Annotated in this window: 13 protein-coding genes; 8 read left to right on the top strand and 5 right to left on the bottom strand. The window is 55.4% G+C overall.

Annotated elements, in window-relative coordinates; genetic code table 11:
* The first annotated feature begins 1 nt into the window (after position 1).
* Positions 2 to 1,414: a type I glutamate--ammonia ligase gene (gene glnA / locus GN111_RS22360; RefSeq protein WP_155305883.1), complete on the top strand. Its 1,413-nt coding sequence runs from the start codon at positions 2 to 4 to the stop codon at positions 1,412 to 1,414.
* Positions 1,415 to 1,500: 86 nt separating this feature from the next.
* Here the strand turns inward: glnA and GN111_RS22365 are convergent, their stop codons facing one another.
* From GN111_RS22365 to GN111_RS22380, 4 genes are all read right to left on the bottom strand, one after another.
* Complete coding sequence (locus GN111_RS22365) at positions 1,501 to 2,097, bottom strand: YceI family protein (RefSeq protein WP_155305884.1); 597 nt, start codon at positions 2,095 to 2,097, stop codon at positions 1,501 to 1,503.
* 106 nt (positions 2,098 to 2,203) lie between these two features.
* A complete protein-coding gene (locus GN111_RS22370) occupies positions 2,204 to 3,439 on the bottom strand; it encodes a ferredoxin reductase family protein (protein WP_155305885.1) in 1,236 nt (411 codons plus the stop codon).
* 431 nt (positions 3,440 to 3,870) lie between these two features.
* Positions 3,871 to 4,635, bottom strand: a complete 765-nt coding sequence (locus GN111_RS22375; protein ID WP_197740400.1) for a hypothetical protein — start codon at positions 4,633 to 4,635, stop codon at positions 3,871 to 3,873.
* A gap of 621 nt (positions 4,636 to 5,256) precedes the next feature.
* Complete coding sequence (locus tag GN111_RS22380; RefSeq protein ID WP_155305886.1) at positions 5,257 to 5,640, bottom strand: YajD family HNH nuclease; 384 nt, start codon at positions 5,638 to 5,640, stop codon at positions 5,257 to 5,259.
* A 283-nt stretch (positions 5,641 to 5,923) separates the two neighbouring features.
* On the opposite strand from GN111_RS22380, the gene GN111_RS22385 reads away from it, so the two are divergent.
* From GN111_RS22385 to GN111_RS22400, 4 genes are all read left to right on the top strand, one after another.
* Positions 5,924 to 7,447 carry a cache domain-containing protein gene (locus tag GN111_RS22385; RefSeq protein WP_155305887.1) on the top strand — a complete coding sequence of 508 codons (1,524 nt, stop codon included), beginning with the start codon at positions 5,924 to 5,926 and terminating at the stop codon, positions 7,445 to 7,447.
* Between the two features lies 1 nt (position 7,448).
* Positions 7,449 to 8,873, top strand: a complete 1,425-nt coding sequence (locus GN111_RS22390; protein WP_155305888.1) for a sigma-54-dependent transcriptional regulator — start codon at positions 7,449 to 7,451, stop codon at positions 8,871 to 8,873.
* Positions 8,874 to 9,196: 323 nt separating this feature from the next.
* Positions 9,197 to 9,421 carry a hypothetical protein gene (locus tag GN111_RS22395; protein WP_155305889.1) on the top strand — a complete coding sequence of 75 codons (225 nt, stop codon included), beginning with the start codon at positions 9,197 to 9,199 and terminating at the stop codon, positions 9,419 to 9,421.
* 47 nt (positions 9,422 to 9,468) lie between these two features.
* A complete protein-coding gene (locus tag GN111_RS22400) occupies positions 9,469 to 9,657 on the top strand; it encodes a hypothetical protein (RefSeq protein WP_155305890.1) in 189 nt (62 codons plus the stop codon).
* Between the two features lie 421 nt (positions 9,658 to 10,078).
* On the opposite strand, the gene GN111_RS22405 is transcribed toward GN111_RS22400, so the two are convergent.
* Positions 10,079 to 11,173 carry a hypothetical protein gene (locus GN111_RS22405; protein WP_155305891.1) on the bottom strand — a complete coding sequence of 365 codons (1,095 nt, stop codon included), beginning with the start codon at positions 11,171 to 11,173 and terminating at the stop codon, positions 10,079 to 10,081.
* 426 nt (positions 11,174 to 11,599) lie between these two features.
* Here GN111_RS22405 and GN111_RS22410 point away from each other — a divergent pair, with 426 nt between their 5' ends.
* The 3 genes from GN111_RS22410 (at position 11,600) to amaB (ending at position 15,610) form a co-directional block, all read left to right on the top strand.
* On the top strand, positions 11,600 to 11,881 hold the full coding sequence (locus GN111_RS22410) for a DUF5818 domain-containing protein (RefSeq protein WP_155305892.1): 282 nt from the start codon (positions 11,600 to 11,602) through the stop codon (positions 11,879 to 11,881).
* 429 nt (positions 11,882 to 12,310) lie between these two features.
* Entirely contained in the window at positions 12,311 to 13,942 is a 1,632-nt protein-coding gene (gene pruA / locus GN111_RS22415; RefSeq protein ID WP_155305893.1) for an L-glutamate gamma-semialdehyde dehydrogenase, read from the top strand.
* Between the two features lie 129 nt (positions 13,943 to 14,071).
* Positions 14,072 to 15,610, top strand: coding sequence for an L-piperidine-6-carboxylate dehydrogenase (gene amaB, locus GN111_RS22420; protein WP_155305894.1), 1,539 nt, complete (start codon positions 14,072 to 14,074; stop codon positions 15,608 to 15,610).
* Positions 15,611 to 15,762: the final 152 nt, after the last annotated feature.

Below are 15,762 nucleotides of genomic sequence, written 5' to 3' on the forward strand. Positions count from 1 at the left end.
CATGACCCCAGAACAAGTATTGGCAATGGCAAAGGAAAACGGCGTAAAGGTACTGGATATCCGCTTCATGGATTATCCGGGCGTGTGGCAGCATTTTTCGGTGCCCATCGGCGAATTGGAAGAGGGCAGCTTCGAAGACGGTTTTGGCTTCGACGGCTCCAGTATCCGCGGCTGGCAGCCCATCAACGCCAGCGACATGCTGGTGGTGCCCGACGCAAGCACAGCCAAAATCGACCCCTTTTTCAAGGTTCCGACGCTCGTGCTCATCGGCAACATCGTCGATCCGATCACCCGGGAAGCCTACTCCCGCGACCCCAGAAACATCGCCCGCAAGGCCGAAGCTTACCTCAAGAGCACCGGCATCGGCGACACCGCCTTCATCGGACCGGAAGCCGAATTCTTCATTTTCGACGACATCCGCTACGACAGCCAGCGGAATTCATGCTTCTATGCCGTGGACTCCGTGGAGGGTATCTGGAACACCGGCCGCTGCGAAGAGCCCAACCTGGGCTACAAACCGCGCCACAAGGAGGGCTACTTCCCCGTGCCGCCGACCGACAAGTTCCAGGACCTGCGCACCGACATGATGCTGACCCTGGAAAACCTGGGCATCGACGTGGAGTGCCAGCACCATGAAGTGGCCACTTCGGGACAAGCGGAGATCGACATGCGCTTCAAGCCCCTTTTGCAGATGGCCGACCAGCTCATGTGGTTCAAATATGTTCTCAAGAATGTGGCCTACAAGGCCGGGCACACCGTCACCTTCATGCCCAAACCGCTATTCGAGGACAACGGCACCGGCATGCACACCCACATCTCCATCTGGAAAGACGGCAACCCCCTGTTCGCCGGCGACAAATATGCCGGGGTTTCCCAGGAGGCCCTGTACGCCATCGGCGGCATCCTGAAGCACTGCCGGGCCCTGTGCGCCATCACCAACCCGACCACCAACTCCTACAAGCGTCTGGTGCCGGGTTTCGAGGCTCCGGTGAACCTGGCCTACTCCAGCCGTAACCGCAGCGCGTCCATCCGGATTCCCATGTACTCGGCATCTCCCAAGGCCAAGCGTATCGAGTTCCGTACGCCAGATCCTTCCTGCAACGGCTACCTGGCCTTCTCCGCCATGCTGATGGCCGTCATCGACGGGATCGAAAACAAGATCGATCCGGGCGATCCGCTGGACAAGAACATTTACGACCTGCCGCCCGAGGAGCTGGCCGAAATCCCCTCAGCACCGGGTTCCCTGGATGAAGCACTGGCCGCGCTGAAGGAAGACCACGACTTCCTGCTCAAGGGCGACGTCTTCACCCAGGATGCTATCGACATGTGGATCGATTACAAAACCGCCAACGAAGTCAACCCCGTGAAGCTGCGTCCGCATCCCCACGAGTTCTTCCTGTACTACGACATCTAATTTGACCGATCCCTCCCGACAGTAATCGGTCTCCCTGAAAACGGCGACCCGCGATTTGCGGGCCGCCATTTTTATTGCGACAAGATCTACTTTTTTCGGGTCACTTCCATGGTGATGAGTACATCCACATCCTTGCCCACAACGCCCATCTTGTAGAATTTACCGTTGCCCACATGATAGCTGAGCCGGTCGATGGTCATACGGGCCTCAAATCCGGCGACTTCCGACTTGGCGTCAAACGGATGCGTGGTAACGCCCAGCAGGGTGAAGGGAACCGAAACGCTCTGGCTGACATCCTTGACCGTCATTTTGCCCTCCACGATATACTGATTGTCCTTGACATGCTTCACGGCCGTGCTGCTGAAAGTCATCTTGGGGTATTTTTTGGAATCGAAGAAATCGCCGGAATTGAGATGGCCATCACGTTTGCTGTTGCCGGTATTGATGCTTTTAACCTTGACTTCGAAGTCGAAGCGGCTGCCGGCAAGGTCTTCTGGTGAGAAGTTTACCGTGGCGGTAAAGTCTTCGAAATACCCACGGGTTGTAGAGTAGATGTGGTTGACGCTGAAGTAGACGCCGGAGTGGGCCGGGTCAACTTCCCATTGGGGGGCGGCAGCCTGGACCTGGGCTGCGAAAACGAAGAGAAATATCGTGGCGACGGTAAATCGGATAAATGCTTTCATAAAAGTCCTCCTGTCGGTACGTGCCCATTTGGCACGGGATCGGTATTGGCCATGTAGTTTACTGCCGCGATGCACGGGGCAAATAAGGAATATCGGGCAGCAGGTATTAAAAGCCGAAGGTTTCGGTAATAATCAAGCGGGCGGAAAAGCCGAGGGCTTTAAGTTCTGTGGTGAGCGCTGTCATCATTGAGGGCGGGCCGCACAGAAAAACTGCCGACCCGCGACTGCAGCCGCTGAGCAAGGATTGCAGCATTATCCGGTTCAATCGTCCCGATGGCGTTCCGCTGTCCGCATTTTCCGTAAAAATAGGAACGCGGCGCAGACCTGTCAATTTTGCGGATAGATGTTGGAACTCCTCGGTAAAGACTAATTGTGTTCGTGTGCGGTTGCTCCAGATCAGGGTAATGGGACGCGGGTCGCCATGATCGGCCATGAAGCGCAGCATGCTCAGCATGGGGGTAATGCCGATGCCTCCGGCGATCATGATCAGTTCCTGCTGCCCCGAAGCTTGCAGAAGATGGCCGAAACGGCCGAAAGGTCCCTGAAGGTAGGCCCGATCGCCGATGGCCAGGGTCTCTACCTGCCGGGTCCAGTCCCCGCAGTGGCGGATGGCGAACTGGATCGTGCCGGGCCGACTGGGCGTGGAGGCCAGGGTAAAGGGATGGGGTTCCCGGGACAGGATTTGACTGGTAAAGGAAACGAAGGCGAACTGGCCGGGGAAATAGGCCATGGCGGCGCCTTTTTCCGGTGCGACTTCCACACAGGTGCATTCCCGGCCGATATTCTCGACCCGGGTAACTGAAAAGGGGGTTCGGCGGGTGCGCAGCCAGGTGCTGCGGATCCACAACCAGAACAGGGTGAAGACGCCGGCGGCCGACAGAACGGCCAGGCGGGGCGGCGGGTTGTCGGTAAAGGTTTCGCTGACATAACGCACATGCACGATCAAAAGGGCCGCGGTGATCAATCCGGCGATGCGGTGGCCCGTCAGCCAGTGGTGAAAGGCGATTTTCAGCGGCCGCCGCCACTGGGTACAGGCAAACTGCGCCAGAAGGACGACCAGCAACCCCACGCCCACCCATTCCGGCCAGTAGCGCATCTCCAGAGGGATCAGCAGTTTGCCTTCGGCAAGCAGCACGCACAGCGGGTGGATCAGGGCCATGATAACAATGGCCCATGCGTGCCAACGGTGCTGACGGATCAGGCCGGGAAGGGAAAAGATGCGGTCGAGAAGCTTCAGCCGACCGGCCAGGGGAAGCTGCAAAAGAATCATCAGACCGGCGGCCATGCCCAGCATTTTGCCGGCGCGCAGGCTGATTTTTGCAGCTCCGAATTTGTACCACATGGACGGCGACTCAAAGTGAAACGGGATGGCCAGGGCACCGGCCAGCAGCAAAAGAACCAGAAGGACACATGCGGTGGCCGCCAGGTAGCGGATCCTGGCGGGAAGTATTTTTGCTGTTGAATCGATTTTATTGCCTCAAGGCGGGTTACGGGTCGTCAGGCGAAAGGCCCTTTCCGGTTATAAGGCCGGAAAATCGCGTGAAACTAAATAGATATGGTTGCTGCCGTTGCGAAATACAACCAAAGATAACGCATTTGTTATACCCATGAGAAACCATATCACTATAGGTTTCCGAGGACAAGAAGTCAGGCCTGCGTCACACCCGAAATAGGCTTCCCGGCTTTGTCCCGATAAAAAAGGAGGGCGGTTGGTAGGCCTTTCAAGGCATGGAAAGGGACAAAAGGTCCATGCTCCAAACGGCTTTTGATATTTCAGGAATTGTTTTCGATAACGGAGTCGGTCACCTCGATCAACGTGTCGCTGTGCATGGAAATACCATCGTAGACCGGGTACCATGAGCCGCCGATGTTGTCTGCGATTACCGAATCGTCGATGACGATATTGCCGCTATGATCGTTGGAAACGAAGAAGATGGCTGACCCGTGCTCATTGACCTCGTTGTATTCGATCAAAGAGCCAAGGACGGTTAAGGTCATCGTATTGCCGTCGTTGTAAATGGCGCCGCCGCTACCGCCGCCGGGTGTTCCGGACTCGGCCGGGTTGGCGCCGTATCCGATGGCGCGATTATAGGAAAAAAGGCTGTTGATGATGGTCCAGGAGACGCCGATGCTGCTGATGGCGCCGCCATTGGAGCCTACATTGCCATAATCTTCCATGCCGCCAAAGGTGCAGTTGACGATATAGACGGGAAGGCCCTCATATTGGCTGAACACCCGGATGGCGCCGCCACCCAAATCGGGGCCCGTATCCGCGCAAAAATTGTTGAAAAAGCGACAGTTGACCGCTTTGAAGCGCCCGCCGCGCACCCATATCGCCCCGCCGCCATCGTATTCGGTTTCCGCGGAGGAATTGCCATTTACAAAGGTGATGTTCTGCACCGTCAAACGAGGGTGGTCCTGGTTCTGGCAATGGGAGGTGGTCCAGACCTGATCGGAGTCGCAGGTATTCATGTATAATATCCGCGTGGTTCCCCCGCCGCTGAGCGATACCAGATTTCCCCCCGTCGATGACGACATCCGGGTCCTCATCGTTGAATACCTTGGCCGGACTTGAAAGCGTAATCGTAATCGGATCGGGGCCGCAATCGAATACAATGGTTCCCCCTTGGGCAACGGCGTCGAAAAAGGCTTCGGCGCTGCAACTCTCCGGCGTCCCGCTGCCGACAACATGATCGGGATAGGATACATCCTCAGGGCTTGCCTCAGCCGGAATCAATGCTTCTCCATCCGGGTTGCCGGCTGATGGGCCGTCTTCCGGATCGACCAGCGAAAAGCTGGCGCTCTGATCCGCTGAAGGTGACGTACTCCCGCCGCCAGAACCACCGGAGCCGCAGCCTGCCAGAAGGATGAATACCGATGCCGTAAATAGCGTGCCAAAGGCAAGTCGCATGGGTCGCCTCACATTTGCCCTCTTTAGTAGGTGGTACAGTCGCTTTTTTTGGGATCTTAATTGAAAAAGCAAACCCCGGGCCAAAGGTAAACGATGACGACAGCAAAACGTATTTCTTTATATTTCGGAGGGTAAAGAGAGAATTTCGTTCCGTTAAAAAGAAAAGCGGACGTTGTCGGACTGAAGTGGGTAAGGATTGAAACTATCGGTTACGCTTTTCTGCACACGATTTTAAAATGGATAAGCGTTTATTTTTTTTTCAGCAGCTCTTCCAGCGCGGCAAAAGGCTTGTGTGAAAAATCAGATGTGGACGATTCTGTGGATGCAGAACTTCCATCGTAGGCATCGGCAACTTCAAGGCGACCGTGCTCGTTGTCGTGGCAGTAAATGCACAGCAGTTCCCAGTTGCTGCCATCGGGCGGGTTGTTGTCGTGGTTGTGGTCCCGGTGATGGACGGTCAGTTCCTTCAGTTGTTTGCCGCTGAACTCCCGGCCGCAGCGTCCGCAGACATGCGGGAACAGCTTCAGAGCTTTTTCGCGGTAGGTTTTTTCCCGTTCACGCATATGGCGGCGGGCTTCGGCAACGACGTTGGAGAGGTTGTCGGAACCTTTCGTTTTTTTGTCGGAAGGCATGACGGCACTCCTTACTGACGCCGCTCGCACACAGAGCATGGGAGCGGAGCGCGGACTCCTATCATTTCATAGGCAACCGTGAATATTAGCATTTATTATACCATCTACAGGAGTCGGGAACAAGCCGTCGATCCTCCTTCCAGGTTTCTCTATCTTCGGTTCGGACACTTTTCAATTGATTTTCTTATATAATCCAGTAAGCTGAAACGTCTGTATTGAGTGAACGCGCTTTTTATTCTCGACCAACATTCATTAATGTTTGAAACGACTCGGTTTAGTCTGCATGGCAACAGCGCGCTTCCAAAACCTGCTCAGGCATATCCCCTTTCGCATCTTCATGCCGGTGGTGATGACGGTCCTGCTGTTTATCCTGACGATCTTCCAGTTGATCCTGCCAATGATGCAGGAGCGCCTGATGGACGGCAAGCGGGAGGTGATCCGGGAGCTGGTGGTGTCGGCCTGGAGCAGCCTGGAAGGGTACGCCAGGCAGGAGCGACAGGGCTTGTTGAGCCGCGAGGCGGCCCAGCAGCAGGCCAAAACCCACCTTCGGGGGCTGCGTTACGGACCGAACTTCAAGGACTATTTCTGGATCAACGACATGCACCCCCGGATGATTATGCATCCGTACCGTCCGGATCTGGAAGGCAAGGATATTTCGACTTTTGCGGACCCCGCCGGGAAACGGCTGTTCATCGCCTGCGTCGAGATTGTAAGGGCTAAGGGTGCCGGATACGTGGACTATCAGTGGCAATGGATGGACGATCCAACCCGGATCGTGCCCAAGATTTCCTATGTGATGGGATTCGAACCCTGGGGCTGGATTTTGGGATCGGGTATTTACGTGGAGGATGTCCACGCCCAGATTTCGGCAATCACGCGCAAACTCACCCTGGTCTGCAGTTGGATTCTTTTTGCGATCATCCTGCTTTCGGTGCTGATCGTCGCGCATGGCGCAAAGGTCACCCATGAAAAAAAGCAGGCCGAGGAAATGGCCCTGCTCAAGCAGGAGCAGCTTTTCCAGGCCGCCAAAATGGTGTCCCTGGGCACGCTGGTTTCCGGGGTGGCCCACGAAATCAACAATCCCATTACGTCGGTCATGCTCAATGCCCCCAATCTTGGCCGCATGTGGGAGTCCGTTCTGCCCATTCTGGATCGCTACCATATGCAAAACGGAGACTTTCCGGTGGGCGGCACCGTATACAGCCGCATCCGCGACCGGATTCCCCCGATGCTGACCAGCATTACTGACGATGCCCGCCGGGTTCGGGACATTGTGAAAGACCTCAAGGATTTCGCCAGGGACAACCCATCGGAATCGATGGAAGATGTGGATGTGAACGAGGTGGTCCACAAGGCGGTGGGGTTGACCGCCAACCTGATCAATAAATCGACCCGGCACTTCAAACTGGATTGCCAGGTCGATCTACCGCCGGTTTACGGAAATGCCCAGCGGATCGAACAGGTGACGATCAATCTGGTGGTCAACGCCTGCCAGGCGCTGCCGGATGCCGAGCGGTCCGTCACGGTGGGCACCGGATTCGAGGCGGACCGGAACTGCGTGTTTATAGCGGTGTGCGACGAGGGGGTGGGCATCCCCGCCGAAGCCTTGATGCAGATTACCGATCCTTTTTTTACCACCCGACGGGAACAGGGCGGTACCGGACTCGGGCTGGCCATTACCGACCGTATTGTCAGGGATCACGGCGGCACCCTGACGTTCGACTCGACCCCGGGCAAGGGAACCCGGGTGCGTGCGATTTTTCCGCTGGCAAAAGAACCCCAACAACCGAACAGGCAGGTAGATTAGCATGACAATGGCGCTGCATCCCTCTCGACCGATTCTGATTGTTGACGATGAACCTTCCATTCTGCTGGCCATCGATACCACCCTTCAAATGGCCGGTCTGAACCATACGATCACCTGCCAGGACAGCCGTCGGGTGATGGACCTGTTGGCCGACACCCCGATAGAATCCATGCTCCTGGACCTGAATATGCCCAATGTCGACGGCCACCGGCTGCTGGACGACGTTCGACAGGAATACCCCGATATACCGGTGATTATCGTCACCGGTGCCGTGGATGTGGAAACCGCCGTGCGATGCATCAAAGCCGGAGCCTTCGATTACATCGTCAAACCGGTGGAGGCGGATCGTCTGGTCACGGCCGTCAACCGGGCGATCTCCTTTCAGGAACTCAGGCGGGAAAACCAGTCGCTGCGGCGGCACATGCTGCGCGACGATCTGGAACATCCGGAAGCCTTCAGGAACATCATTACGGCCAACCCGAAAATGCTGACCCTTTTTCAATACGTGGAGTCCATTGCCGCCACCTCGCAGCCGGTTTTGATCCGGGGCGAAACCGGCGTGGGCAAAGAGCTGATTGCCCGGGCCATTCACCGGCTGAGCGGGTTGAAAGGACGCTTTGTCGCCGTCAACGCAGCCGGTCTGGACGACACCATCTTTTCGGATACGCTGTTCGGCCATGCAAAAGGGGCGTTTACCGGTGCGGACAGTCCCCGTGGCGGCCTGATCGAGCAGGCTGACGGGGGAACCCTGTTTCTCGATGAAATCGGCGACCTGACCCAAGCCTCCCAGGTGAAGCTGCTGCGGTTGCTGCAGGAAGGGGAATATTTTGCGCTGGGCGACGACCTGCCGCGATCGTCCAACGCGCGAATCATCGCCGCCACCAACCAGCGCCTGTCCACGCTGTTGAAGGAAAATCGATTTCGCAAGGATCTCAACTATCGATTGCAGACCCATCGCATCGTCGTCCCGCCGCTAAGGGAGCGCCTGGAGGATGTTCCCCTGCTGGTCGATCACTTTATCGCCGCGGCGGCCTCCAGTCTGAACAAACCGAGGCCATCGGTACCGGACGCGCTGATGACGCTGCTGACCGGCTATTTCTACCCGGGCAATGTTCGTGAACTGGAATCCATGATTTTCGATGCCGTCAGCCGGCATCAATCCGGCCCCCTTTCCATTGCATCCATTCAAGCCCATATCGACCGGGAGCAGACTGCCGGAGGAAGTGGAATGTCGTCCCCGGCTGTCTACGATTCCGGCGACCCACCCATCAGCTTTTCCCATCGCCTGCCCACCCTCAAAGAAGCGGCGCAACTGCTGGTTGCAGAGGCCATGCGTCGCAGCGGCGGAAATCAGTCCAAAGCTTCGAAAATGCTCGGCGTTTCTCAGCAGGCGTTGAGCAAGAGGCTGAAAAAAGCCAGCGATTGACGCCCACGCTCCAACAACCAACGTTGTGAATACAATAAAAATTGTGGATGTCGTTGACGGGCTATTTCCTGAGCATAGGAGCCGGACTGCGAGACCTTTTTTATGTTTTTTGCCGGTGGGTTAACAACTATGGTTGTGATTTTGTCGAAAGAAAAATATCGGGATAGTTTTTATTTATTTGAAACCATTGATGATTTATCAGTTATTGGTTTGTGGCACAAGTTTTGGAGGATGATAAGAGTTGAACAGCATTCATTCGTTGACAGTTGGATTAATCAATAAAAATCATTAATGGCGGTTGGGAAAGGAGGGCGGCAAATTTTATGGATCCTGAAATGACGCTACCGCTTTCGAGCAAGCAAGCAAAGACCCATGAGTTTGTCAATTCCCTTTCTTCCGTAAGGTCCCTGGCTGAATTGCTGGCTGAAAACCCGGGGCTGGATGCAGGCGATCGCAGTCGATTCATCGGCATGATTCGCGATGAAACCGAGCGCTTGATCAATTTGATGGCCTATTTGAACCTGGAATTCGATGCAACCACATCATGATAATAAGTAACCGCGTTTAGCGGTTGGCATCGAAACCGGAGAATGCGATGAGCGAAATCAAGCTGTCTTTTTTGGATTGCCTGTTGGCACCTGGCGCGATGCTGTTTTTAATAACCGGCACCCAGAACGATACCGAAGAAAAGAAGCAACCGGTTTTAAAGCGCCTACGGGAAAAGATTGCGTTCGCCAGGGCGCAGCCCCTGGACATCTATCTTGGTGCGCGCCACCTATTATAACGAATTTGCAATAAAGCTAAATTCCTCGCATTCGTACACCTGTTCGTAAAACCGGTGAAGCACCGAGATGGTCGCTGCGCCCGGATCGCAAGGCGCGAGAAGCGTGAATAGCCAAAGCCTATTCACGCGCCGAGCAACACCGTGAGCCGGGATGCAGCGGCAAGCGAATGCCATCGGATTTACGAATAGGTGTACTTAATCTGCGATGGATCGTTGAAGATTGCCTCGGCTACCGGCCAGCCAGGCAATCTTCTTTTTTTGTAAGCGTTCACAGGGTGCCGCATCTGCTTTGTTCCCGGGCACTGAAGTTTGACCAAACCGTCTTCGTGCACGGCGCTTCACATCCTTGGCACCCTCTAAACGCCTACGGGGCAGGCAGTTGCGGCACATTGGGCATTTCAACCCCTGAACGGGTACCTTTTTAGAGCAGGCGTTCCCGGAAACGGGAGGGACTGTCCAGGTAAAGATCCATGGCATGCTGGAAGCCGAGGTCGGCAACCAGTTGCAGGCCCCGTTTGCGGTATCTGTACTGACGCAATTCGGGAACCATTGCCTGAGGGTTGTTGGCAAAGAGATCCGACCATTTTAACCGACGATTCTCGCAATACCGTCTGAGGACGCGATCAACCAGGCCTCCGACCACCGACTCTTCCAGGGCCATCCATTCTTCAGCGATATTTCGGGCTGCCGCGAGACTCTCCGGCGGCCGGTTCTGAAAATGGGTTGAAATTTCGCGGTCTGTCGCCCGACCCAGCAGGTAATGCAGCGTCTCTTCAGCGGGAATGGCCATCAGGGTGTACAGATTGTCGGTGTCGTTCTGCCAGATGGTAAAAGGCTTGCGGGCCAATTCGAACTGTCCCGGCGCCACCATCTCTATTTCCAGATCCACTGCGCCCAGATGGTTGGAGTAGATGGCGCCGGAAATGATGGTTTTGATGCTGTTCCCTGATTCTGCGGTAAACCTGCAAGTTGCGCGAAAATCTTTTGCCAGGCGATGAACCAGAAAGGCGGAAATGCCATCTTGCGATATCGCCGGATAGCTTTTTTCAGGGCTGGTGATGGCGCTGTAAATATTGTCCATCCCGTTCATTCCGAAAATCGAATCGGTGATGTCCAGGCAATACCGTTGATACGCCGTTCCGAGACCGTCCTGCGATTGGGGGATGAATTGCAAGCGGACTTGTATCTCCTCGATGTTCAGTCGAAGCTGTTTTTTGAAGCCAACCTTTTTTTTGATCCGCGACAACAGATCCTTTCGCCCGAACAACTGTCGCCGGATATGCTGCTCGATTTCCACATCCGGATCGGTCGTGTAATCCCTGAATACCAGCAAGGGCCCCTTTCGGGACGGTAAACCAGCAATCCGGGTGATCTGCTCGAGATCGTCGCCCGTGCCTGCAAATGCGTAGCTTAACGGTTCAACGGTCCAGGCCGTCAACCCCACGATACCCATGGTCATCAATTGTCGCCGGGTCAGACCGTATTGCTGTCCAATGGTCGGCTTGCGTGGTTCCATAAATGTTTTATCGGCAACTTCTTATAAATCAGTAGACAAATTGGCGCATCCATTTATCCCCGCCGCTGTGGTTTTCCTAAGGACACGGCGCGCCGTACCCTTCACTTGGGTATTCATGTACGGCGATGACGCCCATTTACCCTTTCGATTTTTAAGAATCCGTCAAGACGATTCATGCGCAAATTTGGTTCCCAAGGTGAAATTAGCGAAACAATCAACATAGCAATGTTGGCGGGAAAATCAAAATACTCTATTGTGACAGATAGTTATATAGTTGGCACGTCCGTTGCTCAACTACAATGCAACACACCGTCGGTCGGTTCCGAAATTGCTGAGGGTTCAGCAAAGGGTGTGTGGATAGCGGGAGGCGATTTGGCCTCCCCGGGCAGAACTGGGGTCCGTAAAAAACAGTAGGAGGGAAGCGAGATGAAAATTACAAGAAAAACAATTACCGTCGGTTTGGTTGGTGCCTTGCTTATGGTTCTGGCGACCACCGGAATAGCGATGGCAGCGGACAGCATTACCGGCACGGTGACGGAAAAAGGAGAGATCATCGTTCTCGATGCTGCTGACAGCAGCTACGTGCTGGAAGGGAGCGACAAGGCCCCTGACATGATCGGCAAGAAGGTCAAGGTGACCGGAACGATTGCCGAAAAAGATAACGTAAAAGTGATCAATGTATTATCGATGGAGGAAGTTACCGAATAGGGCTGAAACGGTGGTCGGTCCCAAGGGCGTAACATTGGGCCTACGCCGTTCTTAAAAAGGTCGCCTGCACCCGGGAAGGACCCCGACCGGCAGCGGGCATGATTGTAAAAAGAAAAAATGGCGGGGAAGGCGGCCAGTGCGCTGCCTTCCCCGCCATTTTTATTGATTTGAAATCCTTAAGGATTCTTTCCCAACAGATTTTTTGCATCCGCGGAAAATCGAAGAAATGGACCTGAAGGTGGTTTTTTGACAATCGTTATGTCATAATTAGTATAAATTTTAATATTGAGCGTTGTATTCAAAATCCGATGCTTGTACCAGACGAAAAAGAAGCTCAAGAACGACCCGATCCCGGGTCGTTGCTTTTTGGTGCTTCCCATTCGGACAAGCTGTCTGCAAACTTCAACCAGTTAGGAAAGGGAGTGTATCATGACCAATGGAATCCTTGCGATAGATCCGCCTGCCAACGAGCCCGTTTACCAATACCGGGCGGGCAGCGACGAACGCAAACGGATCAAAGACGAATTGCAGCGGCTGAAAGCCACGGAAGTGGAGATCCCCCTGATCATTGGCGGCAAGCCCGTTAAAACCGGGAACTTGGGACGCTGTGCCGTTCCACACGACCACAACCAACAGTTGGGTGTCTTTCATCAAGCCGGCGAAAAAGAGGTCAACATGGCCATCGAAGCCAGTGCTGCGGCGTCCGAGCAATGGGCCTCCATGGACTGGCAAGACCGACTGGCAATTTTTTCCAAAGCGGCCGATCTCATTGCCGGTCCGCGGCGAATGGCCCTCAACGCGGCCACCATGCTCGGCCAGGGGAAGAACGTATTTCAGGCGGAAATCGATGCCGCCTGCGAAATCATCGATTTTCTGCGATTTAACACTTATTACGCCACTCAGATCTACCGTCAGCAGCCCGGTTCCGGGTCGGCCGAATGGAACCAGATGGAATATCGGCCCTTGGAGGGCTTCGTTTTTGCCGTCACCCCGTTCAATTTTACGGCGATTGCCGGAAACCTGCCCTCGGCGCCGGCCATGATGGGCAACACCGTGCTGTGGAAGCCGGCTTCTACAGCCGTCTATTCCGCCTGGATGCTCATGGAGATTTTTATGGAAGCCGGTTTGCCGCCCGGCGTGATCAATTTTCTGCCCGGCTCCGGATCACAGGTGGGCAACCCCATAATGGCTAGTCCGAACCTGGCCGGCATTCATTTCACCGGGTCCACGGCGGTTTTCCAGGGATTGTGGAAAAAAGCGGCTGAAAACTTGAGCCAATACCGGAGTTATCCGCGCATTGTGGGCGAGACCGGCGGCAAGGATTTTGTTTGCGTACATCCCAGTGCTGACCTTGACGCGGTGGTTGCGGGCCTTGTCCGTGGGGCGTTCGAATATCAGGGGCAGAAATGCTCCGCGGCTTCCCGGGCCTACATCCCCGAATCGCTCTGGCCCGGCATCAAAGAAAAACTACTCACTGCCATGGCGTCCATCAAGGTGGGGCCGCCGGAGGATTTTTCCAACTTTGTCAACGCCGTGATCGACCGTAGCGCCTTTGACACGATCACCGCAGCCATCGACTATGCCAAGGAGCATGACGCGGCGGAAATCATTGCCGGCGGCGGCTATGATGACAGCACGGGCTTTTTTATCGATCCCACGGTGATCGTAACCGCCGATCCCCATTTCAAGACCATGGAAGAGGAGTTATTCGGGCCCGTGCTGACCATCTATGTTTACGCCGACCCGGACTATGAGGCCATGTTGGACCTGTGCGACAAGACCTCTCCCTATGGACTCACCGGTGCCGTCTTTGCCAAAGAGCGCTCGGCCATTGCCGTGGCCAGACGGAAGCTGGTGAATGCCGCCGGAAATTTTTACATCAACGACAAACCCACCGGCTCCGTGGTCGGAAAGCAGCCCTTTGGCGGCGCCCGGGCCTCTGGAACCAATGACAAGGCGGGAAGCATCATGAACCTGTACCGCTGGGTCAGTCCCCGAACCATCAAAGAGAATTATTTGTCGCCCACGGACTACCGCTATCCCTATATGGAGGAAGCGTAAGGCTTATGCTGAACCGTTGGATGGCCATCGATTGTCGAACCGCCGCCGGATCTGCGAAAAAACGTCTCCTCGGTTGGTTCGGCGACGATTATTCATAAATTTTCACAAAACGCTTTCAGGGAGTTGAGAATGGAGTTTTTAAAGACGCTGCGCATCGAAAAGGAAAATCAAGGGGTCTCCACAGGACAGAACTGGCTCGACGGAGAAAGCGGTCCGCCGCTGGACGTGTTTTCTCCGGCCGATGGCAAGCTCATCGCCCGGGTGCTGACCGCCACGGAAGCCGCCTACGAAAAAGTCGTCGAAAAGGCGCATCAGGCATTTTTGAAATGGCGGATGGTCCCGGCTCCCAAACGGGGCGAAATCGTTCGCCAGATCAGCAACCAGCTCCGGGTTTACAAGGATGCCCTCGGCGCGTTGGTATCCTACGAAACCGGAAAATCCCTTCAGGAAGGCAAGGGCGAGGTCCAGGAGATGATCGATATCTGTGACTTTGCTGTGGGGCAATCCAGGCAGCTATACGGGTTTACCATGCATTCGGAGCGCCAGGAGCATCGGATGTACGACCAGTACCATCCGCTGGGTGTGGTGGGTGTTGTTACCGCCTTCAATTTCCCGGTGGCCCCCTGGTCATGGAATGCCTCGCTGGCAGCGGTGTGCGGCGATGTCGTCCTTTGGAAGCCTTCGTCCAAATCGCCCCTTTCGGCCATTGCTGTGCAGCATATCCTTTCCGACGTGATCAAGGATAATGCCGATGTGGTTCCCGAAGGGTTGTTTTCCCTGGTGGTCGGCAGCGGACGGGCCGTGGGCGAAAACCTTTTGAATGACCGGCGGATTCCGCTGGTTTCCCTTACCGGCTCCACCCGGGTCGGGCAGCATGCCGCCCAGGCGGTTTCCGCTCGCTTCGGACGGACCATCCTGGAACTGGGGGGCAACAACGCCATCATCGTAACGCCTTCCGCGGATCTGGCCATGGCGGTCACGGCCATCGTTTTCGGCGCCGTGGGAACCGCCGGTCAACGCTGTACCTCCACCCGCCGAGTGATCGTGCACGATTCCATTTACGACAAGGTCGCCGGATCCTTGGCCAAGGCTTATGAAAGCATCCGTATCGGCGATCCCCTGGATCCGAAAAACCATATGGGGCCGCTGATCGACAAAGGGGCCGTGGAGCAATACCGGCAGGCATTGGACCAGGTAACCGCGCAGGGCGGAAAGATTCTTTACGGCGGAAAGGTGCTGGAGGGAGACGGTTACGCGTCGGGATGCTATGTGCAGCCCACCTTGTGTGAAGTGCAAAACGACTATCCCATTGTCCAGTCGGAGACCTTCGCGCCGATTCTCTACCTGATCCGCTACAGCGGCGATGTTTCCGAAGCCATCGCGATCCACAACGACGTGCCCCAGGGATTGTCGTCGGCCATTTTCTCCAACGACATCCGCGAGACCGAGCAGTTTCTCTCTGCCGCGGGCTCGGACTGCGGCATCGCCAATGTCAACATCGGCACTTCCGGCGCCGAGATCGGCGGGGCCTTCGGCGGTGAAAAAGAGACCGGGGGCGGCCGGGAATCGGGCTCCGACGCCTGGAAGGGCTACATGCGTCGGCAGACCAACACGATTAACTATGGGCGCGACCTGCCCTTGGCCCAGGGAATCGAATTCGACATCTGACGACCATATCAAAATTTTCATACAGAAAGGCCAACCACCATGTTTCGGGGTTGGCTTTTCTGTTATAAATTGCCATTCAAAAAGCAGATATCTCATTATGAAAATGGGGGAACATTTCAACTACTGCTGGTAGGACCATATTTGTCAGGCGT

It is taken from the genome of Desulfosarcina widdelii (genome assembly GCF_009688965.1).
GTDB lineage: Bacteria > Desulfobacterota > Desulfobacteria > Desulfobacterales > Desulfosarcinaceae > Desulfosarcina > Desulfosarcina widdelii.

Excerpts from the sequence above, each read along its gene's own strand:
- glnA (WP_155305883.1), top strand. The coding sequence starts at position 2 with ATGACCCCAGAACAAGTATTGGCAATGGCAAAGGAAAACGGCGTAAAG.
- GN111_RS22365 (WP_155305884.1), bottom strand. The coding sequence starts at position 2,097 with ATGAAAGCATTTATCCGATTTACCGTCGCCACGATATTTCTCTTCGTT.
- GN111_RS22370 (WP_155305885.1), bottom strand. The coding sequence starts at position 3,439 with ATGTGGTACAAATTCGGAGCTGCAAAAATCAGCCTGCGCGCCGGCAAA.
- GN111_RS22375 (WP_197740400.1), bottom strand. The coding sequence starts at position 4,635 with ATGTCGTCATCGACGGGGGGAAATCTGGTATCGCTCAGCGGCGGGGGA.
- GN111_RS22380 (WP_155305886.1), bottom strand. The coding sequence starts at position 5,640 with ATGCCTTCCGACAAAAAAACGAAAGGTTCCGACAACCTCTCCAACGTC.
- GN111_RS22385 (WP_155305887.1), top strand. The coding sequence starts at position 5,924 with ATGGCAACAGCGCGCTTCCAAAACCTGCTCAGGCATATCCCCTTTCGC.
- GN111_RS22390 (WP_155305888.1), top strand. The coding sequence starts at position 7,449 with ATGACAATGGCGCTGCATCCCTCTCGACCGATTCTGATTGTTGACGAT.
- GN111_RS22395 (WP_155305889.1), top strand. The coding sequence starts at position 9,197 with ATGGATCCTGAAATGACGCTACCGCTTTCGAGCAAGCAAGCAAAGACC.
- GN111_RS22400 (WP_155305890.1), top strand. The coding sequence starts at position 9,469 with ATGAGCGAAATCAAGCTGTCTTTTTTGGATTGCCTGTTGGCACCTGGC.
- GN111_RS22405 (WP_155305891.1), bottom strand. The coding sequence starts at position 11,173 with ATGGAACCACGCAAGCCGACCATTGGACAGCAATACGGTCTGACCCGG.
- GN111_RS22410 (WP_155305892.1), top strand. The coding sequence starts at position 11,600 with ATGAAAATTACAAGAAAAACAATTACCGTCGGTTTGGTTGGTGCCTTG.
- pruA (WP_155305893.1), top strand. The coding sequence starts at position 12,311 with ATGACCAATGGAATCCTTGCGATAGATCCGCCTGCCAACGAGCCCGTT.
- amaB (WP_155305894.1), top strand. The coding sequence starts at position 14,072 with ATGGAGTTTTTAAAGACGCTGCGCATCGAAAAGGAAAATCAAGGGGTC.